Annotated in this window: 16 protein-coding genes; 10 read left to right on the top strand and 6 right to left on the bottom strand. The window is 70.3% G+C overall.

Annotated features, from left to right (window positions below):
• Positions 1 to 263: 263 nt before the first annotated feature.
• The 3 genes from N1028_RS07935 to N1028_RS07925 all read left to right on the top strand — a co-directional run bounded on the left by N1028_RS07935 (position 264) and on the right by N1028_RS07925 (position 3,687).
• A complete protein-coding gene (locus tag N1028_RS07935; RefSeq protein WP_259526411.1) occupies positions 264 to 1,784 on the top strand; it encodes an amidohydrolase family protein in 1,521 nt (506 codons plus the stop codon).
• Positions 1,781 to 2,536, top strand: coding sequence for a VOC family protein (locus N1028_RS07930; protein ID WP_259526409.1), 756 nt, complete (start codon positions 1,781 to 1,783; stop codon positions 2,534 to 2,536). The genes N1028_RS07935 and N1028_RS07930 overlap by 4 nt, the downstream gene beginning before the upstream one ends.
• A 62-nt stretch (positions 2,537 to 2,598) precedes the next feature.
• Positions 2,599 to 3,687, top strand: coding sequence for a BMP family lipoprotein (locus tag N1028_RS07925; RefSeq protein ID WP_259526408.1), 1,089 nt, complete (start codon positions 2,599 to 2,601; stop codon positions 3,685 to 3,687).
• Positions 3,688 to 3,780: 93 nt separating this feature from the next.
• Here the strand turns inward: N1028_RS07925 and N1028_RS07920 are convergent, their stop codons facing one another.
• Positions 3,781 to 4,167 (bottom strand): RidA family protein, encoded by a 387-nt coding sequence (locus N1028_RS07920; RefSeq protein WP_259526407.1) that lies wholly within the window; start codon positions 4,165 to 4,167, stop codon positions 3,781 to 3,783.
• A gap of 59 nt (positions 4,168 to 4,226) precedes the next feature.
• The gene (locus tag N1028_RS07915) at positions 4,227 to 5,429 is read right to left on the bottom strand and encodes an acyl-CoA dehydrogenase family protein (protein ID WP_259526406.1); all 1,203 of its coding nucleotides are present in this window, start codon (positions 5,427 to 5,429) and stop codon (positions 4,227 to 4,229) included.
• A 190-nt stretch (positions 5,430 to 5,619) separates the two neighbouring features.
• Between N1028_RS07915 and N1028_RS07910 the strand changes: the two genes are divergently transcribed.
• The 7 genes from N1028_RS07910 to N1028_RS07880 all read left to right on the top strand — a co-directional run bounded on the left by N1028_RS07910 (position 5,620) and on the right by N1028_RS07880 (position 12,965).
• Positions 5,620 to 6,507: an N-acyl homoserine lactonase family protein gene (locus N1028_RS07910; protein ID WP_259526405.1), complete on the top strand. Its 888-nt coding sequence runs from the start codon at positions 5,620 to 5,622 to the stop codon at positions 6,505 to 6,507.
• Between the two features lie 17 nt (positions 6,508 to 6,524).
• A complete protein-coding gene (locus tag N1028_RS07905; RefSeq protein WP_259526404.1) occupies positions 6,525 to 7,931 on the top strand; it encodes an amidohydrolase family protein in 1,407 nt (468 codons plus the stop codon).
• A gap of 21 nt (positions 7,932 to 7,952) precedes the next feature.
• Positions 7,953 to 8,525, top strand: a complete 573-nt coding sequence (locus tag N1028_RS07900) for a flavin reductase family protein (RefSeq protein ID WP_259526403.1) — start codon at positions 7,953 to 7,955, stop codon at positions 8,523 to 8,525.
• Positions 8,526 to 8,573: 48 nt separating this feature from the next.
• The gene (locus N1028_RS07895) at positions 8,574 to 9,776 is read left to right on the top strand and encodes an acyl-CoA dehydrogenase family protein (protein WP_259526401.1); all 1,203 of its coding nucleotides are present in this window, start codon (positions 8,574 to 8,576) and stop codon (positions 9,774 to 9,776) included.
• A gap of 5 nt (positions 9,777 to 9,781) precedes the next feature.
• On the top strand, positions 9,782 to 10,474 hold the full coding sequence (locus tag N1028_RS07890) for a helix-turn-helix domain-containing protein (protein WP_259526400.1): 693 nt from the start codon (positions 9,782 to 9,784) through the stop codon (positions 10,472 to 10,474).
• A gap of 3 nt (positions 10,475 to 10,477) precedes the next feature.
• Positions 10,478 to 11,404, top strand: a complete 927-nt coding sequence (locus N1028_RS07885; protein ID WP_259526399.1) for an alpha/beta hydrolase — start codon at positions 10,478 to 10,480, stop codon at positions 11,402 to 11,404.
• Positions 11,405 to 11,534: 130 nt separating this feature from the next.
• Positions 11,535 to 12,965 carry an MFS transporter gene (locus N1028_RS07880; RefSeq protein WP_259526398.1) on the top strand — a complete coding sequence of 477 codons (1,431 nt, stop codon included), beginning with the start codon at positions 11,535 to 11,537 and terminating at the stop codon, positions 12,963 to 12,965.
• 38 nt (positions 12,966 to 13,003) lie between these two features.
• On the opposite strand, the gene N1028_RS07875 is transcribed toward N1028_RS07880, so the two are convergent.
• The 4 genes from N1028_RS07875 to N1028_RS07860 are packed head-to-tail and all read right to left on the bottom strand — an operon-like array spanning position 13,004 to position 17,188.
• On the bottom strand, positions 13,004 to 13,684 hold the full coding sequence (locus N1028_RS07875) for an enoyl-CoA hydratase/isomerase family protein (protein ID WP_259526396.1): 681 nt from the start codon (positions 13,682 to 13,684) through the stop codon (positions 13,004 to 13,006).
• Positions 13,681 to 15,300, bottom strand: a complete 1,620-nt coding sequence (mhpA, locus tag N1028_RS07870; RefSeq protein WP_259526394.1) for a bifunctional 3-(3-hydroxy-phenyl)propionate/3-hydroxycinnamic acid hydroxylase MhpA — start codon at positions 15,298 to 15,300, stop codon at positions 13,681 to 13,683. Before mhpA ends, N1028_RS07875 begins: the two co-directional genes overlap by 4 nt.
• On the bottom strand, positions 15,297 to 16,334 hold the full coding sequence (locus N1028_RS07865) for a branched-chain amino acid ABC transporter permease (RefSeq protein WP_259526393.1): 1,038 nt from the start codon (positions 16,332 to 16,334) through the stop codon (positions 15,297 to 15,299). The genes mhpA and N1028_RS07865 overlap by 4 nt, the downstream gene beginning before the upstream one ends.
• Positions 16,331 to 17,188: a branched-chain amino acid ABC transporter permease gene (locus tag N1028_RS07860; RefSeq protein WP_259526392.1), complete on the bottom strand. Its 858-nt coding sequence runs from the start codon at positions 17,186 to 17,188 to the stop codon at positions 16,331 to 16,333. The genes N1028_RS07865 and N1028_RS07860 overlap by 4 nt, the downstream gene beginning before the upstream one ends.
• Between the last annotated feature and the right edge of the window lie 11 nt (positions 17,189 to 17,199).

Below are 17,199 nucleotides of genomic sequence, written 5' to 3'. Positions count from 1 at the left end.
GAAACACGCCCGTCACACACGGTCGGTACGGTCGAGACATGACGATGGTGGACGGATCGAAGGGCTTCAGCCCCTGGTTCTGCCTGCGCCGCCGGAGCGGCCGCCACAACACCTCCGTGTTCTCCTTCAACTCGTGACCGCGCCCCGCACCTGGGGAGAAGTGCGCCTTCTGCGCCTTCCCCGGTGAGCGAAGACGCACTTCACCCCTGATGGGCGCACCGCGCCCGCACGAGCCGGCGACCCGACGGTCGCCACGGAGAACCATGAGCACCCTCTGGCAGAACGCCCTCGTCATCGCTCTCGACGACGAGCACGGATCGACCCCCTTCCGCGCCGACGTGCGGGTGGAAGGCGACCGCGTCACCGCCGTCGAGCTGCCGCACTCGGTCGAGGCGAGCGGCCCGGATGCGCCGCGCAGCATCGTCGACGCCACCCACCTCCTCATCACCCCCGGCCTCGTCAATGCCCACACGCACTCGTGGGAGATCCTCGTGCGCGGCACGAGCGATCCGCTCCCCCTCGAGATCTGGACCCTGCTCAGCTACCCGCCCTCCGGCGTCGAGCCGCTTCCCGAGCGGCTCATCTACCTCCGCACCATGGTGGCGGCGATCGAGTCGCTCCTCGGCGGCACCACGGCGCTCCTCGACGACGTGGGCGAACTGCCCGATCAGTCCCCCAGCACGATCGCCCAGGTCTACGCCGCCTACGACGCCGCGGGCATCCGCGCCACCTGCACGGGTGTCGGCATCGACGTGCCCATCGTCGACCGTCTGCCCTTCGCCGACGAGGTGCTGCCGGCCGAGATCCTCCGCGCCAGCCGCGAATCGATGCCGCCCTCGGCCGAGGTGCAGGAGGCCTACTTCGGCTTCTGCGCCGCCGCCCGGGCCCTCACCACCGGGCGGCCGCGACTGCGCTTCGCCGTGGCCCCGAGTGCTCCGCAGCGGGTGACCGACGGATTCCTCGTGCGTGCCGCTGCGGAGGCGCGCGAGCACGGCGAGGTGCTGCACCTGCACCTGCTCGAGACCCGGGCGCAGCAGACGCTCGCGCGCACCCTCTACGCCGGCCGCACCATCGTGGAGCACCTCGACGAACTCGGGGTGCTCGGCCCGAACGTCACCCTCGCCCACGGCATCTGGCTCACCGCGGGCGACCTCGAGCTGCTGGCCGCCTCGGGCGCCACCGTGGTGCACAACCCGCTCTCCAACCTCAAGCTCGGCTCGGGGGTTCTCGGCTGGCGGGCCCTGCACGACGCCGGAGTGCGGGTGGCCCTCGGCACCGACGGCGCCTCGAGCAACGACACGATGCGCATGCTCGACGTGGTCAAGACCACCGCCGGGCTGCACACCCTCACCGACCCCGACTACCGCACCTGGCCCACCGTCGACGAGGTGCTGCACGCCGCCACCGTCGTCGGCGCCCGCGCCGCCGGCTGGGGCCACGAGGTGGGCGGCATCGCGCCGGGGCGGAAGGCCGACCTCGTGCTCTACGACCTCACCGCCGGCACCGCCTTCACACCGCTGAACGACGCCGCCCAGCAGCTCGTCTTCGCTGAGAACGGCTCGTCCATCCACCAGGTGTGGGTCGATGGGCGCCTCGTGGTGGAGGACGGCCGGTGCACCCGGATCGACGCCGACGCCCTGCTCGCCGAATTCCGCGAGGCCGCAGGCGCCTACCTCGCCGAGGCGCTGCCGAGGTGGCGGGCGTTCCAGAGCGAGATGGAGCCGTTCGTGCGCGAGGCCTACCTGCGGGCGACGAACCCCAGCCACGAGGAGGACCACCGATGAGACTCGACGACATCTGCATCGTCAACACCGACGTCACGGCGAGCGACGACTTCTACCGCGAGGGCCTCGGCCTCGAGCGGCGGATGCGCAACGTGCGGTTCGCCGACTTCCTGATCGGCGACGGCCCCAGGCTCGCCATGTGGATGCGCCCGAGCATCGCCGAGACGGTGGGCGAGGCCTACCCCTCGGCGCCCGGCCTGCCCTTCCGCGTGACGGTCGAGCTCGCCGACCAGCAAGCGCTCGAGAGGGCCGCCGCCGTGTCGAGCGCCATGCGGCTGTCGCCGAGCCCCGCGCATCCGGTGCGCTGGGTCGTCACCGACCCCGACGGCTTCGCGACCGTGCTCACCTCCTCGGCCACCGGCCGACCCCGGATCGCCGAGATCGAGCTCACGGTGAGCGACGTGGCCCGCAGCTACGACTTCCTCGAGCGGCTCGGCTTCGTGCCGCGGCCGAGCGACGGGCGCCTGCACTTCGACGGCGGCAACGTGCTGCTCACGGTGCTGGACGCCGCGGCGCCCCGCCTCGGCCCGGCGGAGTCCGCGTCGTTCACCCGCAACGGCGGTCACGTGATGCTCGCGATCGAGCTCGCCACGGGCGAGGAGGTCGACGCCATGCACGCCGACCTCACGGCCCGCGGGCTCGTGGCCTCCGGACCACCCGCCGTCTTCGAGTGGGGGGCACGCTCGACCTACTTCGTCGACCCCGATGGGTACATCTGGGAGATCTACGCCTGGGTTGAGACCCCGAAATGAGACTTCACCGACGCACCATCCGCACCGCATCCCCGCACCACCCGACCGAACAAGGAGCACCGATGTCCCGAACCCTCCCCCGCCTGCTCGCCACGGGCGCCCTCGCCCTCGCCGGCGCGCTCGTCTTCACCGGCTGCGCGAGCGCCCCGAGCGACGCCCCCTCCGGCGACGCCGGCAGCACCGCCGCCGCGGGCGACGTGCTGCCCTGCATCGTCTCCGACGAGGGCGGCTTCGACGACCAGTCGTTCAACCAGCTCGGTCTCGAGGGCACGACCCTCGCCGCCGAGGCGCTCGGCACCGAGCACATCGACGTCCAGTCGCAGTCGGAGAGCGACTACGCCCCGAACATCGCGAGCCTCGTCGACCAGGGCTGCACCACGATCGTGACGATGGGCTACCTGCTCGCCGCCGCCACCGAGGAGGCCGCGCTCGCCAACCCCGACGTGCACTTCATCATGATCGACGACAACACGATCGAGGCCGACAACGTCAAGGGCGTGGTGTGGGACACCTCGCAGGCCGGCTTCCTGGTGGGCTACGCCTCAGCGAGCTACTCCAAGTCCGGCAAGGTCGGCACCTACGGCGGAGCGCAGATCCCGCCCGTGACGCTCTACATGGACGGCTTCGCGCGCGGCGTGGAGTACCACAACGAGCAGAAGGGCACCGACGTGCAGGTCATCGGCTGGGACGCGGATGCGCAGACCGGTCAGTTCACCGGCAACTTCAGCGACATCAACGCCGCGAAGGTGCTCTCGCAGGGCATCCTCGAGCAGGGCGTCGACGTGATCGTGCCGGTCGGCGGCCCGATCTACCAGGGTGCCGCCCAGGCCATCCGCGAGTCGGCCTCCCCGGTCGCGCTCGTGGGAGTCGACACCGACATGTTCCTCAGCGACCCGGAGTACTCCGACATCTGGTTCACCTCGATCGCGCGCGACATGCCGAAGTCGATCTCCGAGGTCATCCAGGCCTCGGCCACCGGCGACTTCTCGAACGAGTCCTACGTGGGCACGCTCGAGAACGGCGGCGTGCTGATGAGCCCGTTCCACGACTTCGAGTCGCTCGTCGACCCCGCGCTGCAGGGTGAGCTCGACGACATCGAGGCGGGCATCATCGACGGCACCATCACGATCGAGACGCCCTCCGCCCCGTAGCGGTCACACGAGAAGGAGCCCGGGTCGCGCGTGCGACCCGGGCTCCTTGCTGTTCGGCCGGTGTCCGGGGCGGCGGTCCGCCCCGGCATGTGCTCAGACGGCGGCGATGGCGTCGACCTCGATGGTGGCGCCGTTGTAGAGGGAGTGCACGCCGATGACGGTGCTGGCCGAGGGCTCGGGCACCTTCACGAGGGCGTTGCGGGTCTCGCGCCAGACCTTCAGCTTCTCCTGGTCGAGCTCGGTGATGTAGACGTTGACCCGCACCACGTCCTCCCAGGTCGCGCCGGCTGCGCGGAGGGCGCGCTCGACCTCGCCGTAGGTGAGCTCGATGGCACGGGCGAAGTCGGTCGGGACCGAGCCGTCGGCCTCGAAGCCGACCTGGCCGGAGATGAACACGAGGTCGCCGGCGGTCACGCGGGTGCTGTCGGAGATCCCGGGGACGACGGGGGCGGGGATGCGGCTGATGCGGTCGTTGGTCACAGTGCTCTCATTTCATTCGGTCGTGGTCACCACGATAGGACGGGTGTCGGCTCGTCGCTCTAGACGATCGGGAGCACGAAGCGGGCGTCGTCCTCGCGGCCGAAGAGGATCTTGCCGAAGGCCTCGTAGCCGCTGGCCGACAGGGTGTGGCCGTGCCTGGCCGCGGTGGCCTGGTCGCGCCAGATGCGCTGCAGCACCGACGACTCCGCGAACCCGGCAGACCCGTGCGCGGTGATGAGGTCGTTGATGAGCGTCGTGATCGTCTCGACCACCCACCCGGCCTTCGCGCGCATCTCGATCCGCTCGGCGTAGGGGGCGTAGTAGCCGGCCTCGGTCGCGGAGTAGATCTGATCGGCGACCTTCTCGGCCACCGCCTCCGCCGCGGCCAGCTGCACGGCCGCCTTCGCGACCGCCGACTGGAAGATCGCCGAGTCGGCCTGCTTCTCGTAGCCGGTGTAGGCGATCGACTTCGACTCCGCCTTCGCGATCACGAAGTCCAGTGCCGCCCGGCCCATGCCGAGGTGGGGGCCCACGAGCTTCATGAACAACGACGGCACGAAGATCGTCTCGTACGACGCCTCCGGGTTCTCGCCCAGGTAGGTGCCCTCGACCGCCGCGGTCAGCGGCAACACCCGGTGCGCGGGCACGAACACGTCCTCGGCGATCTGCATCACGCTCGAGGTCGACTTCATTCCTGCCACGAACCAGTTGTCCTCATACGACAGATCAGCGGTCGGGATGAGCGCCAGGCCCGCGTCGACGACCTCGCCCTGCTCGTTCTTCAATGGGATGCCCAGCAGCGACCAGGTCGCCTGCATGCTCCCCGTGCCATAGCCCCACTTGCCGGTCACCCGGTAGCCGCCCTCGACGGGCGTGGCATCCGACGACGTGGCGAGCACGATCGAGATCAGCGAGTCGAGTCCGCCCTCCGATCCCCACACGTCCTCCTGCGCCCGCTCGTCCATGAGGCTCAGCACCCAGGCGCCGGAATCGAGGATCCCGTCGATCCAGGCCAGGCTGCCGTCGCCACGGCCGATCGCCCGCGCCACCGCGTGCGCCTCGCGGGTGTTCGCGGCCAGGCCACCGAACTTCGTGGGCGCCGAGATGCCGAACGCACCCGTGGCCGCCACGGCCTCGAACACCTCGGCTGGGAAGCGGCGGTTCTGGTCACCCTCGCGACCGGCCGCGATGAGCTGCGGTCGCAGGGCGTCGATCTTCTCGACGATCGCCTCGATCTCGGGCCGGATGGCTGCCACTGGCATGGGGTCTCCTCGTGTTCATCGTCTGCGATGGGATGTCCACCCGACGATTCCAATTCACCACACCATTTGTCAAGCGACACTGAACTTCCGGATGTTTTTACACAGCGGAAACACGATGGTGGGTTCATCGGTGCTAACTTTCTCGACAATCAAAGTAATTGCGACTTAAGCCACTCGTCGAAGGAGACCCGTGCCCACCGACTACTCGATCTGGTCCCTGGAGTTCTGCCACGCCGACATGCCGCACGACTTCTTCGGCGGCTCCGGCATCTTCAGCAACGCGGGCATCATCCGCATCCCGATGCTCTACACGCTCGTCGTGGGCGGCGAGGTCGGCGGCAAGCAGCACGTCGCCCTCGTGGACTGCGGCTTCCGCGACGACTACTGGCTCGACCGCTACGCCTTCTCCAACTGGCAGAACCCGCGCGACGTGCTCGCCTCGGTCGGCTACACCCCCGAAGACGTCGACGTCATCCTGGTCAGCCACATGCACTTCGACCACATGGGCAACTTCGAGGCCTTCCCGAACGCCAAGCTCTACGTGCAGCTCGACGAGTTCACCGGCTGGTCCGAGGCCGTTGCCTCGACTCTGCAGGAGCCGGAAGCCGAGCAGTCGTGGGTGTTCTCCTCCTTCGACCCCACCGACCTGGCGCGCGCCGCCCAGGGCATCGTCGACGGGCGCGTGGTCTTCGTGAAGGGCGACGAGGAGCTGCTCCCCGGCATCACCGCGCGACTGGCGAAGGACTCGCACACCTTCGGCTCGCAGTGGTTCCACATCGAGACCGGCAACGGCCCCTACGTGGCCGCAGGCGACACCGTCTACTGGTACTCCAACGTCGAGAAGATGTGGGCCCCCGGCTACGGCCAAGGCAACTCCTTCAACCTGATCGAGGTCTACCGCACCCTGCAGAAGGAACTCAAGCGCGAGACCGACCGCATCATCCCGGGGCACGACCCCGAGATCGCCGCGCGGCACACCTCCTGGCTCTCCGAGACCGGCAACTCGGTCACCGAGGTCAACCTCCGCGCCGACGACCACTCCCGCAAGCCCCACTCCGCCCCCCAGCTGTTCCGCTGACCCCACCAGGAGACATCATGACGCGCACCACGATCCTCGAGCCGTCCTGGACGCTCGTGCACCAGGGCGGGCGGGCCGAGCTCGTCGCCGACCACTCCGTGGTGGTGGAAGAGGGGCGGATCGCTGAGATCGTGCCCGGTCGGCTCCCGGGCGAGCAGAACCGGATCGACCTCACGGGGCAGCTGCTCCTGCCCGGCCTGATCTCGGCACACACCCACACGGCCCTCGGCTCCGCCACCAGGGGCCTGATCGAGGGCGGCCGCTCGTACGGTCCTCCCGCCGTGATGCTCGAGAGCCTTTCGGACGACGACATCGACGCGCTCACGCAGTACAACCTCGCCGAGATCCTGCGCGCGGGCTGCACCACGCAGGTGGAGCAGTCGCTCACCCTGGGACATGCGAAGTCGTACGTGCGCGTGGCGTCGAACTGGGGCGTGCGCGGTTATCCGTCGACCATGCTGCCGTCGTTCTCCTCGATGCTCCCGATCTGGTTCGGGGACGACGACGCGGTCACCGGATCCTCGGCCGGCACGATCGCGCAGATCGAGGAGTACCTCGCCTGGGCCCGCACGGTGCAGGGCGCCGAGGGCGACCGCATCCGGCCCATGATCGCCCCGCACGGGCCCGAGACGGCGACGCCCGAGACGCTCGACGCGATCCTCGCCGCCGCGAAGGAGCTGGGCACGGGCATCCACACCCACCTCGCCACCCTGCCCTCCGACGCCGAGCGCATGAAGCGGCTCTGGGGCAAGGGGCCGGTCGAGTGGGTGGGCGACCACGGCTGGTACGACGTGCCGCTGCTCGGGGCGCACCTCGGTGGGTGGGAGCCCGAGACCGACGCTCCTTACCTCGCGGCGCAGCCGAACTTCACCTTCGTGCACTGCCCCTCGGGGGCGGGGGCGGGCTCCGGCGAGGGCCGCCAGCCCTACATCGAGGCCCTCGGCGCGGGGATCAACGTGGCCGTGGGGCTCGACACCCACTCCAACGACATGGTGGAGAACGCGAAGCTCGCGGTGCTCTACGGGCGGCTGCGCTACGACATCATCCACGACTCGAGCCCCGTGCCCGTGAAGCGGCCTACGGTCTGGGACATGGTCGACTCCGTCACCGTGAACCCCGCCGACGGCCTCCAGCGCCCCGATCTCGGGCGGATCGAGGCCGGCGCCCTCGCCGACCTCACCTCCATCGACGTGTCGGGCCTGCTCGTGGGAGCCGGCACCGCCGGGCCCGAGCCGCTCAACAACCTCCTCTACGCCAACGGAACCATGGTGCGGACGGTCATGGTGGAGGGTGTGCTGCAGGTGCACGAGGGGCGGCTCGTGATCGCCGACGAGGGCGACGTGATGCGCCGCGGCGCCGCCGTCGTCGAGCGGCTCTGGAAGGACCTCGAGGCCCAGGGGTGGTTCACCCCCACCGAACGCTGAACCCACGGAAGGACGAACACCATGACGAGCAGCACCGCCGAGGCCCTGCGCCACCACCCGATCCGACTCTCCGACGAGGAGCGGACGGGGTCGGTCGACGCCGAGACGTTCAAGAGCGCGTTCCGGCTGCACCCCGCCGGGGTCGCCGTCGTGACCGCGGATCCGACAGGAGACGAGCCCGTCGCGATGACGGTGAGCTCACTCGCCTCGGTGAGCACCGAGCCGCCGATGCTCGTGTTCTCCGTCTCGGCGCTGTCGTCGTCGGCGCCCGCCCTGGAGCGCTCGGACACGGTCGTGGTGCACATGCTCGGGGCCGACCACCTCGGGATCGCCAAGCTCGGCGCCACGAGCGGCATCGACCGCTTCGCCGACCGCGACGCCTGGCGGCGGCTCCCCACCGGTGAGCCCGTCTTCACCGAGGTCTACTCCTGGCTCAGGGGCGAGATCGTGTTCCGGCTCGAGGCGGGCAACTCCACCATCTGCATCGTGCACGTCGTCGAGGCCCACCTCCCCGAGGTCGCACCCGACACCGCACCCCTCGTCTATCACGCGCGCACCTGGCACCGGCTGGGTGAAGGGTCCACGATCGACTGAGAGCCACCCGTCCCCACGATCCCACCCGCCCAGAGAATGAGGTTCCCGATGACCGGCCGCTCCCTCGAACCCGAGATCTCCGCCCTCGTCCAGCGCGTCGCCGCCACCGTGCCGACGCTGCTGGCGAACGGTGCGGAGGGCGAGGTCGACCGGCGCATCCCGGAGCCCTCGCTGCGGGCCCTCATCGACAGCGGAGCCTTCCGCACCTCGGTGCCCACCCGGTTCGGCGGCTTCGCGGGCAGCTCCCGCGCCGGCATCGCCGTGGCCAGGGAGATCGGCCGGGGCGACGGCGGGGCGGCGTGGGTGTTCGGCATCTACGATTCCGGTGCCTGGGTGACCGCTCTGCTCCCCCTCCGCGCGCAGGAGGAGGTCTGGGGCGAGAGCCCCGACACGCTCGTCTCGATCGTGCTCGCCACCACCTCCAAGGCCGTCAAGGTCGAGGGCGGCTACCGCGTGACGGGCAAGTGGAACTACGGCACCGGATCGCAGCACGCCTCCTGGTCGCTGCTCGGAGTGCCGCTCGAGGACGAGCAGGGGAACGTGATCGACGGCGGCCTCGCCCTCATCCCCGCCGCCGACCTCTCGAGCGAGGAGACCTGGTTCGTGGCGGGCATGAAGTCGACCGGGAGCGACACCCAGGTGGCCGACGACGTGTTCGTGCCGGACTACCGCATCCTCCCCCTCTCCCCCGCGCTCGAGGGCGAGTACCCGGGTCGGGGCGTGAACCCCGAGCTGTCGTACCGCACGCCGTTCGTGCCCTCGCTCGTGCTGAAGCTCGTGGGGCCGCACCTCGGCATGGGCCGCACGGTGCTCGACCTCGTGATCGCGAAGGCGTCGACGAAGTCGATCGCCTACACGAGCTACGACCGCCAGGCCGACTCCGTCTCGTTCCAGCTCGCCATCGCTCGCGCCGCCCTGCTGCTCGAGACCGCCGAGCTCTTCCTCGGCAGCCTGGCCGACCAGCTGCAGACCGAGGCCGAGGCGGGCGTCTACCGTCCCTACGCCGAGCGCATCCACGTGCGCGCGGGTGTGGGCTGGGCCGTCGAGTCGGTCACTCAGGAGATCGACACCCTGCTGAGCGCGCACGGCTCCGGAGCCTTCGCCGACGTCAACGCCATCCAGCGCTTCTGGCGCGACCAGGCCACCGCCGCCCGGCACGCGCACTCCCTGCCCTCGATGGGCTACGAGGTCTACGGCAAGGTGCTGCTGGGCCTCGTCGACGAGGCCAGAGCCGTTCTCCCGGCAGTATGAGTGATGTGACCTCCCTCTCCGCCATCGGCGCCCGCCTCAAGTCCGCCCGGGAAGCCCAGAACCTGACGCTCAAGTCCCTCGCCGATGCGATGGGGGTGACTCCGAGCCTGCTCTCGCAGATCGAGAACGACAAGGTGCAGCCCTCGCTCAACACGCTCTACCAGCTGGCGCTGCAGCTCGAGCTCTCGGTCGACGAGCTGCTCGGCATCGAGAGCGGCCGCGACACCCGCCGCCGCACGGGACCCGTGCAGCGATCCGAGGACAACCCGGTGGTGGAGCTCGAGTCCGGCGTGCGGCTGGAGCTTCTCGCGGGCGGCGCGACGGGCGTCGTGGAACCGCTCATGGTGACGTACCAGCCGCACTCCTCCACCACCGCCGGTGCGCTCTGGAGCCGGCACGCAGGCTACGACTTCGGCGTGCTGCTCGAGGGCGAGCTCACCCTGCGGCTCGGCTTCGAGGAGCACGTCATCCGCGCCGGCGACTCGGTGCACTTCGACACCACCAGGCCGCACGTGTACCTCAACGAGGCCGCCGAGCCCGCCCGGGGCGTCTGGTTCACGCTGCGCACCTCGTCCGAGCAGGCCGCCGCCGCCGCCGACACCGACCCCCGCGAACGACGCGACCGCATCTCCCGGGCGAAGCCCGGTTCCCTCAGCGACGTGCTCAACGCGCTGCACAACCACGACGATTGGGGCTAGACCTTGACCCTCCACCCGCACGCCCGCGCCTTCCTCGACATCGTGAAGGATGCGCCGCCGCTCGACACGCAGACCGTCGAGCAGAACCGCGCCGACCTCGAGAACGCGATCCCCCTCACCGGCGAGGGTGCCCCGGTGGCCGTGGTCGAGGACAGGCGCATCGCGGGCGTCGGCGTGCGGGTCTACAGCCCGCGACCGCTCGAGGAGGCGCTGCCCGTGGTGGTCTACTTCCACGGCGGCGGCTGGGTGCTCGGCGACCTCGAGATCGCCGACACCACGGCCCGGGCGATCGCGATCGCCGCAGGCGCCACCGTCGTCAGCGTCGACTACCGCAAGGGGCCGGAGGATCCGTTCCCCGCCGCGGTCGTCGACGCCCTCGCCGTCACCACCGCCGTGCTCACGGGCGACGCGGGCTTCCCCGCGGATGCGCGCCGGGTGGCTGTGGCCGGCGACAGCGCGGGCGGCAACCTCGCCGCGGTGACGGCCCAGCAGCTCGCCGGTGCGCATCCCGGGCTCGTGCATCAGGCCCTCATCTACCCCGCCGTCGACGCACGGATGCCCGACGATGGCAGCTACCGCACCTACGCCGAGGGCCACTTCCTCACCGCCCGCGACATGGCCTACTTCTTCGACACCTATGCGCCCGGTGTCGACCGCTCCGACGTGCGGCTCTCGCCCGCGGCGGCCTCCCCCGCCGCCCTCGCAGGCCTCCCCTCCGCCACCGTCATCACGGCCGAGTGCGATCCGCTGCACGACGAGGGAGTCGCCTACGCGAACGCGCTGGCGGCCGCGGGAGTGCCGGTGGTCTCGGTGACCTTCGACGGCCTCGTGCATCCGTTCGTCTACCTGGGCGGGTTGATCGGGCCCGCGCACACGGCACGGCGACTGATCGGGGGCGAGATCCGGGCCGCGTTCGACGCCGTGGAGTGAGTGCACCCCTGCAGAGCGGGTAGACTCCATGATCTGACCAGCCCCCGGCTGGTGTGGTCGATGCCTTCTGAGTGCATCGATCCGAGGCTGGAAACCTCCGGCAGCCGCATCGACGCCCGGAGGATCCTCCATGAAGACGACAACGCCCAATCGCTGGCTCACGCTCTGTGTGCTCGCCCTCACCCAGCTCGTGGTGGTGCTCGACGGCACCATCGTCAACATCGCCCTCCCCCAGGCCCAGCAGGAGCTCGGCCTCACCGACGGCCAGCGGCAATGGGTGGTCACCGCCTACGCGCTCGCGTTCGGCGCCCTGCTGCTGCTCGGCGGCCGCGTGGCCGACTACTGGGGCCGCAAGCGCACCTACCTCGTGGGCATGGTCGGCTTCGGCATCGCGTCGGCCTGGGGCGGTGTGGCCTCCTCGGGCCTCGAGCTCATCATCGCCCGGGGCTTCCAGGGCGCCTTCGCCGCGCTGCTCGCGCCGGCGGCCCTCGCCCTGCTCACCGTGACCTTCACGCACGGCCGCGACCGCAACACCGCGTTCGCGGTCTTCGGCACCATCGCGGGTGCGGGGGCCGCCGTGGGCCTCGTGCTCGGCGGCGTGCTCACCGAGTTCGCCGACTGGCGCTGGTGCCTGCTCGTGAACGTCGTCTTCGTGATCGTGGGTCTCGTGGGCGGCATCCTGTTCGTGCGCGAGTCGAAGGCCGAGGGCGACAACCGGTACGACCTGCTGGGGGCGGCCACGGTGACGCTCGGCTTCGGCTCGCTCGTCTACGGGTTCAGCCTCGCCGAGCACGGCTGGGGCGCGCCCGACACCATCGGGTTCCTCGCGCTGGGCGTGGGCCTGCTCACGCTGTTCGTCTACATCGAGACCAAGGTCGCCCAGCCCCTGCTGCCGCTCCGGATCGTGCTCGACCGCGTGCGCGGCGCCGCCTTCGGCATCCAGGCCATCGCCGGTATCGTCATGATCGGCGCCACGCTCTACCTGGCCTTCCACCTGCAGATCGTGCTCGGCCTGCCGCCGCTCGAGGCCGGGCTGGCCAACCTGCCGCTCACCATCGCGATCATGATCGTGGCGCCCGTGGCCACGAAGCTCCTGCCCGTGATCGGCCCGCGCCCGCTCATGATCACGGGGCCGATCGTGGTGGCCGCGGGGCTCGTCTACCTCAGCCGCATCACGGCCGACGGCGACTACTTCGTGCAGGTGCTGCCCGGGCTCCTCATCATGGGCGTCGGCATGGCCTGCGTCTTCGTGCCGCTGCAGAACCTCGCACTCACGGGGGTCGCTCCGCACGACGCCGGAGCGGCCTCGGCCTTCACCAACTCGGCCATGCAGATCGGCGGCTCGATCGGCCTGTCGGTCTTCACCGCGGTCTACACCGGGGTCGTGGCCGGAGCGGGAACCGGCGCTCCCACGCCCGAGGCGATGACGAGCGGCTACTCCGCCGTCTTCCTCGGCGGGGCGCTCGTGATGGTGCTCGGCTCCGTGATCGCGGCCGCCCTCATCCGGGGCCCGAAGTCGGCCCTCATGCCCCAGGGCGAGCCCGCGCTGCACCTCGGCTGAGCGGGGTCGTGTGGACTGTTCCACGCCGCCTCAGAGCCTCATCGGGCCGGCCGGTTCATCTCGGCGAACAGCTCCACCGAGGCGTCGAGCGCTTCGTCATAGCCCAGTTCGGCGAACCGGTAGAACGCCGGGCGCCCCACCGCCGTGACAGCGCCCGCACGCGCCGCCTTCTCGAGCCACGCCTGAGCGGCCTCGTGCAGGCGCTCGGGCGCGACGATCTCGTTCACCAGCCCGACCTCGCGGGCCCGCTCCGCGGTGAAGGGCTCCCCCGACCCCACGTTCTCCATGGCCCAGCGCGCGCCCAGTCTCTGGATCAGCGGCACCTGCGCCACCATCGGCCAGATGCCGAGACTGACCTCCCGCGTGCCGATCCGGGCATCCGGAGTGCAGACGGCGTAGTCCATGATGGCCACGAGGGATGCACCGGACGCGACCGCGTCGCCGTTGATGGCGGCGACGATCGGCGTCGACAGGGTGGGGACGAGCTTGAGCAGTCCGGCGAGCGCGGTCGCGAACTCCACCGGGTCTCCTCCGGCCTTGATCGCGGGGATGTCGAGGCCGCTGCAGAAGACCGAACCGGCCCCCGTCAGCATGATGCCCGTCACGGCGGGATCGCCGTCGGCCTGCTGGAGTTCGCCCACCAGCCGCGCGATGACGTCGGGGTTCAGCAGGTTGCCCTCCCCCGAGGGGTTCGAGATGGTGATGGTCGTGACGGTCATGCGGTGATCCTCTCCTGGGCGGCTGCGTCGGTGATGACGGAGGCCGTGATGGTGTCGAAGCGCTCGGCGAGCTGCGTCGCGTCGCGGGCGGTGAAGGCGACGTAGAAGTCGGGCCGCACGAGGAGGTGCTCGACCCCGTTCCGGCTGAACCACTCGGCATAGCCCCCGTCGAGGTCGACGACCTCGGCCCCGCTCCCGGCCGGACCCACGGTGAGCGCCGAGCCGCCCATCGCGTCGAGGAGCTCACGGCGACGGTCGTCGAGATCCGCACCGTGAGGCACGGTGCTGAGAAGGAACCAGGCGTCGCGACCCACGACGTCATCGAAGCGACCGGTGCGCCCGCGGAAGGCCACCCTGCCCTGGATCGAGGTCCGGCCCGCCAGCGGGTCGTCCGCGATCCAGGTGCCGGCCCCGAGCAGCGCATCGTGGGTCGGCACCGGGCCGACCTTCGACTGCACGGCGTATTCGGCCTTCATCCTGGCGTCGCGCAGAGCGGCCTCTGCCGGGTCGGAGATGCAGATCACCTCGCCGAGGCCCACCGAGAACTCGATGTACCACTTGGCCTGCTCGCGACGCTCGTCCGACCACTCGTCCAGGAGGGCCTCGTCGGCCGCTCCCTGCAGCACCCGGTCGAGCCGCCAGACGAGGTTGACCACATCACGGAGGCCTGCGCACATGCCCTCGCCGGCGAACGGCGGCATGAGGTGCGCCGCGTCTCCGACGAGCAGCGCCCGGCCCTCCCGCCACTGCTCGAGGTACTTGGCCTCGAACCGGGTCACCGCGGCACGCTCGAGCTCCGCGGTGTCGGGGCGGATCCCCCACGGCTCGAGCAGCCGCCAGACGTTCTCCTCCGAGCCGAACTGCACGGGATCCTCCCCCGGCAGCAGCATCCACTCCCAGCGCCGGCGCCCGGGGCCTCCGGGCACCACGGTGGTGGGGCGTGCCGGGTCGCAGATCTGGAAGTGCGCGGTGCGATAGCTCGGGTACTCGAAGGGGCGGGTGTCGACGATGAGCCAGGTGAAGAGAAAGCCGAGGTCGGTCATCTCCAGTCCCGTCGAGCGACGGATGAAACTGTTCGCACCGTCGGCCCCGATCGCGTACGAGGCCCGGATCTCGCCGCTCTCCCCGCCCTCGGCGAACTCCACCGTGGTCGTGCCCTTCACGATCTCCCGGTAGCGCAGGGTGACACCCTCGGCATCCTGTTCGAACGAGACCGCCTCCCGACCGTAGTGCACGTGCACGTTCGGCAGGGTCTCGATGAGCACGAGCAGGCGGCGTTCCAGCTCGGGCTGATTGAACCAGTAGCGGTTGTGGTAGCCGTTGGACTCCGTCGAGATCCAGTCGGGCTCCAACAGGATCTCGTCGTCGGCGTTCAACCAGTAGTAGTGATCGCCGTGGTGCTCGATGCCCGGATCGTTGTCGGCGTCGATCCCGAGCATCCCGAGCACCCGGGCGATCTCGTGATCGAAGGTGACCGCGCGAGGGCGGCCGTACTGCTGGTGCCAACGCTCCACGGCGTGCACGGTGTAGCCGCGCCGCCCGAGCAGGATGCAGGCCATGAGGCCCACGGGCCCGAGACCGTTGATGACCACGTCGGCCTTGTGCACGGTGTTCACGATCGTCCTTCTTTCTGCGGGGCGATGCCCGCCTGTCGTCCGCGACGCACGGCACGGATAGTTCTGGACAGGATTCCCCACAGCCCTTCGGGGGCGAGCCGCACGACGAGGATCACCACGAGGGCCTCGATGAGCATCGCCCACTCGCCGAAGTCGGCGGTGTACTGCCTGAGGGCGAACACCACCACCGCACCGAGCAGGGGGCCGTAGAGCGTGCCCACCCCGCCGATGACGCAGACCACGATGGCGTCGAGAACGAACTGGATGCTGAACGCCGATGCCGGGGTGAGGCTGCCCTGCTGCAGGGCGAAGAGCGCGCCGACGAGTCCGGCGAGGAACCCGCTGACGGCCCAGACGGGCAGCAGGGTGCGCACCCGCCGCACGCCCAGGCTCGCAGCGCCGTGCTCGTCGTCGCGGAGGGCGACGAGCCGGAGCCCGAGCGGGGAGGACACGAGGGCGGTGATGGCGACGAGGGCCAGTACCGCGATCACGATGGTGAGCTGGAACAGCTCGGTGAAGCCGAGGGAGTCGCTCATGGGCAGCGGATACGACTGCGACGCCTTCGTGAACGGCCAGTTGAGCATCCAGGCGAGCACCGCGAGCGCGACGCCGAGGGTGCCGATGGCGAAGTAGGGCCCGCGGAGCCGCAGCATCGGGTAGCCGAGCACCATACCCGTCACCGCCGAGAGCAGCGCGGCCGCGATCAGCACGACGGGAAGCGGCAGATCGGTGTAGCTGAGGATGACGATGAGCGCGTAGCCGCCGACACCCACGAACACCTGGTGCCCGAGCGAGAAGAGCCCGCCGTAGCCGCCGATGACGTTCCACGAGAGGGCGAGCAGTGCCAGCAGCAGCAGTTCGGTGCCCTGGTTCGCAATGGAGCGGCCGAGCGCGTCGGCGAGCAGGATGGCCGCCACCCCCAGCACGAGCGGGATCAGGTAGCGCGCCGCGGGAGCGATGCTTCGGCGGCGTGCCGGGCCGGAGCCGTCGACGGCCCGCGCCGTCTTCGGGGTGGAGTCGAGTGAATTCGTCATACGCGCTGCGCCTTCGTGAAGAGCCCTCGGGGCCTGATGAGCAGGATGACGACCAGGAGGCCGAACACGATGATGTCGCGGTACTGAGCACCGACCACCGCCACGCCGACCGTCTGCACCACGCCGAGGATGAGGGCGCCGGCGAGGGTCCCCCTGATGCTCCCGAGGCCGCCGATCACCACCACGGTGAACGCGATGACGAGCCACGACGTGCCGCCGCTCGGCGAGACCGAGTAGGTCACCGCGATGAGCGACCCGCCGATCGCGGCCGCAGCGGCGGCGATGGCGAAGACCATCGCGAACGTGCGGTTGACGTCGATGCCTACCAGGCCTGCCGCCACCGCGTCGCCGGCGGCCGCCCGCACCCGGTTTCCGAAGGGCGTCCTGGTGAGCAGGAGGTGCAGGCCGATCACGAGCACCACACCGATCGCCGTCGCGATGAGCAGCGCGACGCGCACCGTCACGCCGAGCACCTCGAAGCTCGCCGTCGCGTACGGCGCCGGCAGGGAACGGGGGTTCGAGGTGAACAGCAGAAGCAGCACGCTCTGCACCGCCACGCTCACGCCGAACGTCGCCGTCACCGGCGCGTCCGCGTTCCTGGCCATGATCGGCGTGAGCACGTACCGCTGCAACGGGTAGGCGAGCGCACCGAGCACGATGGCTGCGGGGATCGCCAGGATCAGCGGGTCGGCACCCAGCGCCACGACCAGCACCGAGGTGAGATAGGCGCCCACCATGAGCAGCTCGCCGTGGGCGAGGTTGACCATGCGCAGGGTGCCGAACACCAAGGAGAGTCCCAGAGCGGTTGCCGCGTAGAGGCCTCCGGTCAGGAGGCCGTCGATGACGAGTTGCATCGCGGTGCGGT

This window comes from Herbiconiux oxytropis, from assembly GCF_024979315.1.
Lineage (GTDB): Bacteria > Actinomycetota > Actinomycetes > Actinomycetales > Microbacteriaceae > Herbiconiux > Herbiconiux oxytropis.
Note: the sequence above shows the minus strand (reverse complement) of the source record. Positions and strands in the feature narration are given on the sequence as shown.

Coding starts and splice junctions, on each gene's coding strand:
- N1028_RS07935 (WP_259526411.1), top strand. CDS start 264: ATGAGCACCCTCTGGCAGAACGCCCTCGTCATCGCTCTCGACGACGAG.
- N1028_RS07930 (WP_259526409.1), top strand. CDS start 1,781: ATGAGACTCGACGACATCTGCATCGTCAACACCGACGTCACGGCGAGC.
- N1028_RS07925 (WP_259526408.1), top strand. CDS start 2,599: ATGTCCCGAACCCTCCCCCGCCTGCTCGCCACGGGCGCCCTCGCCCTC.
- N1028_RS07915 (WP_259526406.1), bottom strand. CDS start 5,429: ATGCCAGTGGCAGCCATCCGGCCCGAGATCGAGGCGATCGTCGAGAAG.
- N1028_RS07905 (WP_259526404.1), top strand. CDS start 6,525: ATGACGCGCACCACGATCCTCGAGCCGTCCTGGACGCTCGTGCACCAG.
- N1028_RS07900 (WP_259526403.1), top strand. CDS start 7,953: ATGACGAGCAGCACCGCCGAGGCCCTGCGCCACCACCCGATCCGACTC.
- N1028_RS07895 (WP_259526401.1), top strand. CDS start 8,574: ATGACCGGCCGCTCCCTCGAACCCGAGATCTCCGCCCTCGTCCAGCGC.
- N1028_RS07880 (WP_259526398.1), top strand. CDS start 11,535: ATGAAGACGACAACGCCCAATCGCTGGCTCACGCTCTGTGTGCTCGCC.
- N1028_RS07875 (WP_259526396.1), bottom strand. CDS start 13,684: ATGACCGTCACGACCATCACCATCTCGAACCCCTCGGGGGAGGGCAAC.
- N1028_RS07865 (WP_259526393.1), bottom strand. CDS start 16,334: ATGACGAATTCACTCGACTCCACCCCGAAGACGGCGCGGGCCGTCGAC.
- N1028_RS07860 (WP_259526392.1), bottom strand. CDS start 17,188: ATGCAACTCGTCATCGACGGCCTCCTGACCGGAGGCCTCTACGCGGCA.